Here is an 11,717-nt window from a genome sequence, read left to right on the forward strand (position 1 = left end):
AAAAACAAGGTTGTTTTTTTAGTTGCAGTATTCACTGCCATCTCCTTTTGAGGTCACCATGCAAAAAGTTGTTTTATGCTGTTGCTGCGTTTTGTTGGCAGCGCCCTGCAGTGCTGATGTAAGCTCCACCGTTGTACTTACCAGTAACTACTTATTTAACGGCATTACGCTGACAAATCATGATCCTGCCTTGCAACCCAGCCTCGACTGGAGTAGTGGTGATGGCTGGTATGCCGGGCTTTGGGCGTCTAATGTGAAGTTTTCGCCAGGCACAGAGCTGGAGTTTGATGGCACTATTGGTTATTGGACCCAGCTGAACCCTGACTGGCTGCTGGACGTTGGGGTGGCGCAATACACTTATCACGGTAGCGAAAGCGCTAATAGTGAAGCTTTTAACTTCCCGGAAGCTTATGTCAAGTTGTCCTACCAAAATACCAAGCTTGGTTATTGGTATGCGTCCGATTATTTTGGTGCCGGCGGCGGGCACTATATAGTTGCGTTATTTCAAACCATTCCACTGCATGAAAATGGCAATTTATTGCTGACGGTCGATCGCTCCACCTCCACTCAAACTGACAAATTTATGCGTGACAATGACGGTACTTATCATCATTGGCGTATTGCTTATCTGGCGAGCTGGCAAGGGCTGAACTGGACTCTGGCTTTTGACGACACCGATTATTCGTTGCCATTTTATGGTGATGCCAAGCTGTCATTGTCGGTCGCAAAAACCTTTTCCTGGTAACTTTTGATTGATGGCAAAGAAAATAAGCGTTTTAACAAGAGGCAGTTATGCAATTTGATTCGTTAAGATTTAAGTTAACGTCCGGTGTGGCACTGTTTATTGCCATCAGTATTGGCGTGATGACTGGTGTTGGCTGGTATTCGATGAGCCGTAATAACGCCTCAGCAGTGGCTTTGTTAAGCAGTTCGATGCAAACCCAGGCCGAACAAACCTTGAGTGAAGCAGCCAGTGGTATTGCCTTTGAAACCGAAGCTTTAATTAACCGCAATTTTGACCTGGCCAAATATTATGCGTCGATTTTAGGCGCCACTGCGCACGGTGGTAGTCAGGTGCCTTATCAGCGTGAGCAGGTGCAGGCCATGGCTGGTGAATTGTTAAAAGCCAACAGTGGTGTCAGTGCTTTGTATGGCCAGTTTGAAGTGAATGGTTATGACAATGCCGACGCTAATTTTAGTGCCGCCCAGTCGCACAGTTCTAATAAAGGCACGCTGGAAGTGTATTGGGTGCGTGAACAGGACGGCGTGAAATTTGTGCAGGTGCCTGATCCGGCAGTGAAATATGTCGAAACCAAGAATAAACACGGCATCCGTGAAGCTGAATGGTATTTGTGTAGCCGCGATCAGAAAAAACCTTGTCTGATGGAACCTTATTTGTGGGAAATCACACCTGGTAATTCGGTGTTATTAACGTCTCTGGTGTATCCGGTGCTGACTGGTGGTGAATTCCGTGGTGTTGCCGGAGTGGATATGAACCTGCCGGTGTTACAAACTTTATTGCAAAAACAAGCGCAGCAGCTGTATGGCGGCAAAGCAAAACTGTTTTTGCTGAGTAAATACGGTTTATTACTGGCCAGTAACAGTTATCCGGACAAACTGGGGCAAGCGCTGCCAGAGCTTGATGCAGAGTTCAGCACACATTTGGCGGCCAATAGCGACAAACTTTCCAGTTATCAGCAGGATTTTGTGATCAGCCGCAAACTGCAGGTGGAAGCGGCCAATGCCGATTGGCAGGTGGTGGTGGCAGTGCCTAAAGCTGTTGCCTTAAGTGTGGCTAATCAGTTGGCTGAACAATTGGCGGCTGATGCTGCTGCCACCACCAGCCGGATGATGTTGCTTGGGTTGTTGTTGTTGGTTGGTTTTGTGCTTCTGACCGCAGTCTGGTTAAAATCTGCCACCCAACCTATTGTGAATATGAGTCAGTTGATGAAAGAACTGGCAGGCTCGGAAGGAGATTTAACCCGTGAACTCGCCATCAGTAAAGATGTGGAACTGCGGGATATGGCGCAGGGTTTTAATGCTTTTACCGCCAAACTCAGAGCGATGATTCTGGCACTGAAACAATCTTCAGGGGCATTGCAGCAACAATGCCAGCAACTGGTAGGTTTGAGTAGCCAGACTAATCAGGCCACCAAGGTGCAGGCGTCAGAAGTGCAGAATGTAGCTTCAGCCATGCATGAAATGACAGCAACTGCCCATGAAGTGGCAAGTTTGGCCGGGCGCACCGCTGAGGGGGCGCAAAGTTCGCTGGCGGCGCTGACACAGGCCAATCAGCTGTTTCAAACCACAGTGGGTGCTTTTAAAACCGTAGCGGGGGAGTTTGAACAAACCAGATTGGCGGTGGAAAACGTGTCGCATAGCAGCCAACAAATTAACGGCATTATTGAAGTGATACAGGCCATTGCCGAACAAACCAATTTATTGGCATTAAACGCCGCTATTGAAGCCGCCCGCGCTGGTGAGCAAGGCCGCGGTTTTGCTGTGGTGGCTGATGAAGTGCGCTCTCTGGCGGCCCGCACTCACAGCTCTACTGATGAGATTAAAAAGCTGATTTATGCGCTGCAACAACAGGTGGCCACCACCGTCAGTCAAATCACCGCCAATACAGGCAAAGTCAGCAACACTTTATTGGAAGCTGAAAGTTCTTATGAGCAGTTGTCAAACGCCACCAGTGGTATATCAGCCATTGCGGATAACGCTTTTCAGGTGGCCGCTGCTGCTGAGCAGCAAAATCAGGTCAGTGAGGAAATTAATCGTAATATCACAGCTATTGATGATGCAACCCGCGAGCTTAGTGCATTGTCAGGCAATAACCTCGATATCAGTCAGGCGATAGAACAAATCACTGCTGCTATTGATCAACAATTAGCCAAGTTACGCAGTTGAGGCGCAGCTGATGAAGTGGGGGTTGTTGTTATTGTTCGCTGTGTTTATGGCGGCTGCCGACGAGGAACCAACTTCAGCAAAGCCAGCGCCTTTGCTGAAGTTGACCAGTCTGGAATGGCCACCTTATACCGGTGCCGATCTCGAAGGTCAGGGAGAGGTGACCTTATTGCTGCGTACCTTGCTGACCGAGTTGGGTTATCAGCTGCAGGTGGATTTTTTACCCTGGCCTGCCGCTGTGGCCAAGGTGCGCCACGGTAAAGAAGGGCATCTTGGTTATTTTCCGGAGTATCCGTTGACCGATCCTGATTATCTGCTGAGCGTGGCTATTGGTTATAGTGAGCTTGGCCTGATAGAACAACGTGACAACCCTTTGTTATTAACCGATGTGCGGCAACTGTCGACTTTGCGTTTTGGTGTGGTGCAGGATTATCTGAATATGGTGAAACTGGACGCGCTGATAGCTACTGGGGAGCTAAAACCGCTGATCAGTCAAAGTGATCGTGACAATGTGTTAAAAGTGCTGAACGGCGAGCTGGATACCGCTGTGATAGACAACAGGGTATTACAGTACCTGTTGCAATATGATGGACAAATCAAGCGCAAGGCAGCAGACAGTCTGCAGTTTAGTCAAAGCCTGAAAGAACATAAAAGTTTGCATCTTGTGCTGAAAAACACTCCGCAAAATGTTGAATTAATGAAGAAAATCAACCAGAAAGTCCGCCTGTATAAAACCCGTTTTTTCTCTCCCAGCCTGAAATAACCTTGTTATTAGCTCAACAGCCGTGCCTTTGCGCAGGCTGTTTTGTATCTCCAGCTTGACTACAAATGAAAATCATTTGCAAATGCGAATGATTATCGATAGTATGCCGGCAGTTTTTGCAGCCACAACAAGCTGCCTCACTACATCTGTCAATTAAGGGAAAAATCATGGCGTATATTCAGGCAAAAAAACACAAAACGGGCGCAGGTTCTGCCATTGCATCAGCATTGTTATTAGCATTACCTGCAGTGGTAATGGCCGATGCTGAGCCCACAAAAAACAGCGGTCAATTGCAGGAAGTAAAAGTGACTGCTGATGCCATTGAAGCTGAATTTATCGCCGAAAAAGCCAGTTCACCAAAACAAACGCAAAAATTAGTTGATACCCCACAAACCCTGGTTGTGGTGAAAAAAGAGCTGTTTAAACAACAGGCCGCAACTACGTTAAGCGACACATTACGCAATACGCCTGGCATTACCATGCTGATGGGTGAAAACGGCAATACCGCGACCGGCGACTCTATTTTTATGCGTGGTTTTGACACTCAGGGCAGTATTTATGTGGACGGTATTCGTGATTTAGGCACTATCAGCCGCGATGTGTTTAACACAGATCAGGTGGAAATTGCCAAAGGCCCGGCTGGTGTAGACAACGGCCGCAGCACATCATCGGGTTACGTGAATATGGGCACAAAAATGGCTGGCCTGGAAGATTTCACCAGCGGCAGTGCCGTGGTCGGTTCTGGTTCTCATAAAAGGCTGACAGCTGATGTCAACCGCAGCCTGAATATTGAAAATGCGGCCATTCGGGTGAATTTGCTGCGTCAGGACAGTGGTGTGCCAAACCGTGATGTGGTGGAAAACAACAGCACAGGTATCGCCACTTCTTTGGCTTTTGGTTTAAATACCAACACACGCACCACGCTGAACCTGCTGCATATGCAACAAGACAATATTCAGGACGGTGGTTTACCAACTGCAGGTCTGGAAGGTTTTTACAGCAGCACTTATGTAGCGGCTTTCCCACAAAATAACGGCCCTGTGATTGCACCTGTTGATCGCCGCAACTTCTACGGCAGCAAAAGTGATTTTGATCACGTAATGGCCAATATGCTGACGTTACGCCTTGAGCATGACTTTAGCGACAATGTGACTTTAACCAATACATCACGTTATGGTGTGTCGACCCAGGATTATGAATTGACCGGCGTGAATGCGTTGGCTTTCCCTGCAGCCACTAAAAATGACCCATCCACCTGGACAGTGTCACGTTCACGTCAGGGCAAAGATCAGAAAAACCAGATTTTAATTAATCAGTCGAACCTGACCGCCAAATTGAATCTGGCCGGTTTGCAACATACTTTGGCTTCAGGTGTGGAATTTAGCTACGAAAGTCAGCTCAATTACACAAAAGCGATGCCAACAGGCTCCAGCCAGGTTGCGGCCAACCTGTATAACCCATCGGCCTCTGATGTGTTTACACCGCTGGTACTGACAGGCGCCAAGGCTGAAGGCTCGACCGACACTGCTGCCATTTATGTGTTGGACACTATTGATATTGCCCCACAATGGCAACTGAGTGCAGGTGTACGTGCAGAACATTACAACACCACCACCGACAATATCAGCATTCAGGGCACAGCTACCCCTCAAACTATTCCGGTTGGCACCAAAGTGGGGACTCATGAACGTGCTTCAGACAACCTGCTGAGTTACAAAGTGGGTCTGAACTACAAACCAACGGCTGACGGTTCAGTGTATTTAAGTTACGCCACTTCACAGTTACCACCTGGCGGCACCAGCTTCCAGCTGAGCAACGCCGCCACCAACCAGAACAACCCGGCGCTGGAACCACAAAAAGGCATTAACCTGGAGCTGGGGACCAAATGGAACCTGTTAAATCAGAAGTTGTTTGCCACTGCCGCTGTGTTTGAAAGTGTTAATAAAAACGAGCTGGTGCGTGATGACGTCAACACTTATGTGCCTGTCGGTGAAAAAACCGTTAAAGGTGCCGAGTTTGGCCTGGTCGGTATGCCGCTTGATAACCTGGAGCTGAGCGCAGGTTTAGCTTTGCTTGACCCGAAAATTACCCGCGGTTCACTTTACAGTACGTCACCAACTCATGGTGCAGCTATTCAGTGGACACCAAAAACCACTTTCACTTTGTGGGCCAACTACAAGCTTGAGAAGCTGAGTTTTGGTGGTGGCGCCCGTTATATGGATTCAGTAGCACGTTCTAACAATGCGGCTATTAACCCGGCAACAGCCTCTGTGGTGACAGTGCCTGATTATTGGGTGATGGACGCTATGGCCGCTTATGAAATAAACCCGACAGTGACAGTGCAGCTAAACCTGTACAACCTGCTGGATGAAGAATACGTAGCTAGCCTTAACAATGGGGGGTCACGTTACCATCAGGGCACACCACGATCAGCCAAACTGGGTGTCAACGTCGCTTTCTAAAGCTGAGCAGCTGGCAAGCGGTTTGACTCAAATGAGAATAAATCGCAACATTGTGCCAGATCAGGTTTTAAACCACAGGCCTTAGCTAAACTAAGGCCTTTGTTATTGGGGCTGCCGTGGTATTCGGTCAGGCAAAAGGGGTTCAGTAAATGATGTTACATATTGAAAAGGTGCTGGATAAAAACGAAGTGGCTGAAATCCGGCGTGTATTGGCAGATGCCAGCTGGACAGACGGCCGCGCCACTGTCGGGCCACAAGGTGCTTTGGTTAAACAAAACCGTCAGTTGCCGGTGGACAGCCCGCTGGCGCTAAAACTGGGTGAATATATTCTGCAAAAGTTATATCAGCATCCACAGTTTTTGACCGCTGCTTTGCCGTACCGCACTGTGCCACCTTTGTTTAACAGTTATGCCGGTGGCGAACATTATGGTTTGCATGTGGATGGTGCCATCCGCATTCTGCCAGGCAGCACTTTAAGTTTAAGAACGGATCTATCCAGCACTTTGTTTTTATCTGAGCCGGATGAATACGACGGCGGCGAATTACAGGTGATGGACAGTTACGGCGCCCATGAAGTGAAATTACCGGCCGGTGATTTAATTTTGTATCCGTCTACCAGCTTGCATCAGGTATTGCCTGTCACCCGTGGTGAGCGGGTTTGCAGTTTTTTCTGGACCCAAAGTATGGTGAAAACCGATTTACAAAGGTCGATGTTATTTGAGCTGGATGGCCATATCCAGGCGTTGCGGGCTCAGCTTGGCGACAGTGCCGAAGTTTTGGGGCTCACCGGTCATTACCATAATTTGCTGCGCCAATGGAGCGAGTTGTAACCTTGCAAAGCCCCGGTGGATACAGCGTCTTTGCAGTTATGTATCATCACAAGGTTAAAAACTGACACAAATTGTAAACATTTAGGCTTGGTGATCTGGTTGTGCTCTGGCATGCTCAAGGTAGTTTTTTTAAACAGCCAGGAAGAAGCATGTTAAACATCAATCAGTTATCCAAAACTTATCACAACGGCGTCAAAGCCTTGTCGGACGTCACTTTGGCCATCCCTAAAGGTATGTACGGTTTATTGGGGCCAAATGGCGCCGGTAAATCCAGCCTGATGCGCACTATTGCCACCTTACAGTCCGCCGACAGCGGCAGCATAGAGTTTGATGGTATTGATGTGTTGAAAGATCCAAAGGCACTACGCCGTACTTTGGGTTATCTGCCGCAGGATTTTCAGGTGTATCCAAGGATCAGCGCTGTAGATCTATTGGATCATCTGGCTGTGCTCAAAGGTCTGAATGATAAAAAGTCCCGTTTGGAAACAGTGTTGGCTTTATTGGCCCATGTGAATTTATATCAGCACAAAGACAAAGCCGTCAGCAGTTTTTCCGGGGGGATGCGCCAGCGTTTTGGTATAGCCCAGGCGCTGCTTGGTGACCCGAAACTATTGATTGTTGACGAACCAACTGCTGGTTTGGATCCGGAAGAACGCAACAGATTTCATAATCTGCTGGTGAGTCTGGGTGAAGAAAAAGTCATTATTTTGTCCACCCACATTGTGGATGATGTGGCTGAACTCTGCCCGCAAATGGCGGTGCTGGCTGGCGGCAAAATTTTATTACAAGGCGAGCCATTAAAGCTGGTGAATGAGCTGCAAGGCCAAATCTGGAGCAAAACAGTGTCGCAAACCGAAGCTGTGGAGCTGGAGCAACAACTGCCGGTGATTTCGAAACGTTTGTTTGCCGGCCGCACTGTACTGAATGTGTTTGCCAGTGAGGCCCCTCAGGGTTTTAGTGCTACACCGGCCGGTCTGGAAGATGTGTATTTCTCGACTTTGTTCCAGTCCCGTCAACGGCAATCTGCCTGAGGAATTATCTATGCTCTGGCAAATTATCCGTTTTGAATGGCGTTATTACCTGCGCCAACCTTCTTTTTATGTCACTTCGTTATTGTTTTTCCTGATGACCTTTTTTGCCGCTTCTTCTGAATCTGTGCAAATTGGCGGTGGTGGGGAAGTTTGGGGCAACGGGCCTTTTGCCGTGGCACAAACCATGTTGGTGATGTCGCTGTTTGCGATGTTTCTGGTGGTGAACTTTGTGGGTAACAGTGCCACCCGCAACCACAGTTGTCAGATGGAAGAGTTGGTGTATTCCAAACCTTTAACGCCATGGCAATATCAGCTGGGTCGTTTTATCGGCGCTTATGTTGTGGTGCTTTTGGTGTTTGCTTTTGTGCCTTTGGGTACTCTGATTGGCTCTTTAATGCCCTGGGTTGACCAAGAAAGATTCGGGCCTACAGTGCTGAGTTATTATCTGTCGGCCTTTCTGATGTTTTCTGTGCCCACTTTGTTTGTGTTGTCGGCATTGTTTTTTGCCATCGCCAATAAATTCCGCTCCATGATGGCTTTGTATCTGGTGGTGGTGGCGGTGTTTATGTTGTATCTGATTTCCGGCAATTTCACCCGTGAACCCCAATACCGTACTCTGGCTGCTTTGCTTGATCCTTTTGGTTTACGTACCTTTGCCGATGTAGCGCGTTATTGGACCATCAGCGAAAAAAACAACCTGATCATGAGTTTCTCCGGTGTGCTGTTATATAACAGACTGATCTGGGTCAGTGTTGGTGTTGTGGTGCTGTTATGTTTTGGTGGTTTGTTTGGTGAGTTAAAACTCAGTGCCAAAGCCAAAGAGAAAAAATCCAAACACTCTGCCAGTGCAACTGAATATCCGTTGTCTGTATTGCAAACAAAAGCGCAACAACCTTCGTTATGGCAACAGTTTTGGTTGCGCACCCGTTTTGAAATGCGTCAGGTGTTTTTTAGTCCGCCTTTTATCATTCTGGGACTACTCTGCATATTTAACCTGGTGGTGCCTATGGTGGAATCCGAAGGTTTATATGGCACACCAGACTGGCCACTGACACAGGCGATGGTGGCCATGATAGTGGACGCTACTGGTCTGCTGTTTATTATTATTGCAACTTATTATTGTGCTGAAGTGGTGTGGCGTGAACGCAGTGCCGGTATTGGCGATATCACCGACAGCCTGCCGGTGCCCAATATGGTGTATTTCAGCTCCAAGTTAGTGGCAGTCTGGTTGTTGATGGCCTCGCTCTTTTTGTCTTTTGCAGTCACAACAGTCTGTTATCAGTTATTGAGTGGCATGACGGAGCTGGATCCGGTGCAGTATCTGGTCAGGTTGGGTTATTTTAATCTGCTGCCTTTTATGATGCTGGTGGTGCTGGCTTTTATGATCCAGACACTGAGCCCGAATAAGTATGTCGGTATGCTGGTGTTTGTGGTGTATTTCATTTCCACCCTGGTGATGGATGCCTGGGGATTCAGCCACAAAATGTTCCAGTATGGCCAGTCGCCAAATGCGCCATTTTCTGATTTAAACCGTTTTGGCTGGACGCTGGAAAGTCATAGCTGGTACATGTTGTACTGGGGGGCTCTGGTGCTGGTATTTTTTGTGTTGGGTTACGGTTTTTATCAACGAGGCCCGGCGCAAAGTCTGAAAAACCGTGCTGCGTTATTCCGTTATCAGGTGGGTACGCAGGGACTGGTGGTTATCACGCTGGCGCTGATGTTGTTTGCCGGTAGCGGCAGCTGGATTTATTACAACACCAGAGTATTAAACCAGTTTCTGACAGCAGAGCAGCGCATGGATATTCAGGCCGATTATGAAAAAGCCTTTAAACAATATGCTGACGACCCTATTCTGGTGGCCACCACAGTCAAAGCAGATGTTGATATTTATCCGGCAGAGCGACAAATCAAAGCCCGTATTAAACAACAAATGCGCAATAAATTTGACCGGCCTCTGACCAAAATGTTGGTGCATCTGCCGGAAAATACCCGTGAATTCAGTATCAAAGTACCAGGAGCTACGCTGGGTGAAGTCGACCGCAAATTTAATATTGCCTGGTTAACTTTTGCCACGCCGTTGGCGCCTGGCGCTACTGTGGACGTTGATATTGAACTGCTGCGCAGCAATCCGGGTTTTAAAGACAATGATATTGATGTGGTGCTGGTAGAAAACGGTACCTTTATTAATAACAACGAGTTATTGCCGGGTTTTGGTTATCAGAATGGTTACGAGCTGCAGGAACGGCACGAACGCGCCAAACGTGATTTAGCGCCGGTACAACGTGCTCATAAACTGGAAGATCAAAGCCGTTACACCGAAAGTGGTTTTGGTCGGGGTGAAGACTTTATTCAGTTTGAAACCACAGTGTCCACCTCTGCTGATCAAATTGCGATAGCACCAGGTTATTTGCAAAAAGAATGGCAAGAGGGCAACAGGCGTTATTTCCATTATCAAATGGATAAACCGATGTTTAACTTTTATTCCTTTCTTTCGGCTCGGCTGGACGTGAAAAAACAAAGTTACAAAGGGGTTGCGCTGGAAGTGTATTACCACGGTGCACACCACTGGAACGTAGAGCGTATGATGGAATCGATGCGGGATTCGCTGGATTATTTTAACCAGGCTTTTGGCCCTTATCAGCATCAGCAAATGCGTATCATCGAATTTCCGGGGTATCGCCGTTTTGCCCAGTCTTTTGCCAATACAGTGCCTTATTCTGAACAAATAGGTTTTATTGCCGATTTGCGTAATAAAGAAGAGCTGGACATGCCTTATTACGTGACCGCCCATGAAATGGCACATCAATGGTGGGGTCATCAGGTCGGTACTGCCAATGTACAGGGCAGTGCTGTGATCCCGGAAACGCTGGCGCAATACAGTGCGCTTCGGGTGATGGAAAACAAATATGGCCCGGTCAAACTGCGTAAATTTTTAAAATATGAACTGGACCGTTACCTGCGCGAGCGGGGTTCAGAACGTGTGGAAGAAATGCCGTTATTACGTGCTGAAGGTCAGGGATACATTCATTACCGCAAAGGCTCTTTGGTGATGATGGCACTGAAAAACCGCCTTGGGGCGGCCCAGCTTGATAAAAAACTGCAGGCATTTTTGCAGGAGTTCCAGTACAAACAAAACCCTTATCCGACTACGCTGGATTTACTGCGCCATTTAAAAGCAGGATTGCCGGCGGTGGAACAGGCTTTTATTGATGATTTATTTGTGAATATCACCCTTTATGATCTGCGGCTCAAAGATATCAAACAGCAACAATTGCCGGATGGTCAGCTGAAACTGACACTGACAATAGACGCTGCCAAACTAACCGCCGATGGCAAAGGCAAAGAAAGCACAGTTGTGTTATCTGAAGCTATTGATATTGGGGTTTATACCGAAGATCCGGATGACTTCTCGAAAGAGCCAACCCAGTTGTATTTTCAGGCGCATCAGTTGCAATCAGGTACAAACCAGATTGAGCTGACTGTGCCAGCAGGTACAGCTGCTGTTTATGTCGCTGTAGATCCGTTAATGAAGCTGATTGACCGGGATGCAGCCGACAATATTCGCAAGATGTAAGTTACTAAAAATAAACCGTTAAATTAAAAACCCGCCAGCTGGCGGGTTTTTATTATTAATAAAAAACAAACAAATCCGCAGGCAAAAACCAGCAGGGTAGCAGCAAGTGCCGCTTATTTTGGTTTTGCCATATTTGCGGCTTCCAGCTCAGCC

Annotated in this window: 7 protein-coding genes; all 7 read left to right on the forward strand. The window is 47.7% G+C overall.

All coding sequences use genetic code 11. The features are described from left to right. The first annotated feature begins 58 nt into the window (after positions 1-58). The 7 genes from RCH83_RS15025 (at position 59) to RCH83_RS15055 (ending at position 11,564) form a co-directional block, all read left to right on the forward strand. On the forward strand, positions 59-745 hold the full coding sequence (locus RCH83_RS15025) for a TorF family putative porin (RefSeq protein ID WP_306523567.1): 687 nt from the start codon (positions 59-61) through the stop codon (positions 743-745). A gap of 47 nt (positions 746-792) precedes the next feature. Then, the gene (locus RCH83_RS15030) at positions 793-2,907 is read left to right on the forward strand and encodes a methyl-accepting chemotaxis protein (RefSeq protein ID WP_306523569.1); all 2,115 of its coding nucleotides are present in this window, start codon (positions 793-795) and stop codon (positions 2,905-2,907) included. A gap of 10 nt (positions 2,908-2,917) precedes the next feature. After that, positions 2,918-3,667: a transporter substrate-binding domain-containing protein gene (locus RCH83_RS15035; RefSeq protein WP_306523571.1), complete on the forward strand. Its 750-nt coding sequence runs from the start codon at positions 2,918-2,920 to the stop codon at positions 3,665-3,667. Between the two features lie 167 nt (positions 3,668-3,834). After that, positions 3,835-6,129 (forward strand): catecholate siderophore receptor Fiu, encoded by a 2,295-nt coding sequence (locus RCH83_RS15040; RefSeq protein ID WP_306523573.1) that lies wholly within the window; start codon positions 3,835-3,837, stop codon positions 6,127-6,129. A 149-nt stretch (positions 6,130-6,278) separates the two neighbouring features. Continuing rightward, the gene (locus RCH83_RS15045; protein ID WP_306523575.1) at positions 6,279-6,959 is read left to right on the forward strand and encodes a Fe2+-dependent dioxygenase; all 681 of its coding nucleotides are present in this window, start codon (positions 6,279-6,281) and stop codon (positions 6,957-6,959) included. Between the two features lie 149 nt (positions 6,960-7,108). After that, a complete protein-coding gene (locus RCH83_RS15050) occupies positions 7,109-7,990 on the forward strand; it encodes an ABC transporter ATP-binding protein (protein ID WP_306523577.1) in 882 nt (293 codons plus the stop codon). Positions 7,991-8,000: 10 nt separating this feature from the next. Then, a complete protein-coding gene (locus tag RCH83_RS15055) occupies positions 8,001-11,564 on the forward strand; it encodes a M1 family aminopeptidase (RefSeq protein WP_306523579.1) in 3,564 nt (1,187 codons plus the stop codon). The last annotated feature ends 153 nt before the right edge of the window (positions 11,565-11,717 follow it).

Source organism: Rheinheimera sp., from assembly GCF_030824435.1.
Lineage (GTDB): Bacteria > Pseudomonadota > Gammaproteobacteria > Enterobacterales > Alteromonadaceae > Pararheinheimera.

Coding starts and splice junctions, on each gene's coding strand:
- RCH83_RS15025 (WP_306523567.1), top strand. CDS start 59: ATGCAAAAAGTTGTTTTATGCTGTTGCTGCGTTTTGTTGGCAGCGCCC.
- RCH83_RS15030 (WP_306523569.1), top strand. CDS start 793: ATGCAATTTGATTCGTTAAGATTTAAGTTAACGTCCGGTGTGGCACTG.
- RCH83_RS15035 (WP_306523571.1), top strand. CDS start 2,918: ATGAAGTGGGGGTTGTTGTTATTGTTCGCTGTGTTTATGGCGGCTGCC.
- RCH83_RS15040 (WP_306523573.1), top strand. CDS start 3,835: ATGGCGTATATTCAGGCAAAAAAACACAAAACGGGCGCAGGTTCTGCC.
- RCH83_RS15045 (WP_306523575.1), top strand. CDS start 6,279: ATGATGTTACATATTGAAAAGGTGCTGGATAAAAACGAAGTGGCTGAA.
- RCH83_RS15050 (WP_306523577.1), top strand. CDS start 7,109: ATGTTAAACATCAATCAGTTATCCAAAACTTATCACAACGGCGTCAAA.
- RCH83_RS15055 (WP_306523579.1), top strand. CDS start 8,001: ATGCTCTGGCAAATTATCCGTTTTGAATGGCGTTATTACCTGCGCCAA.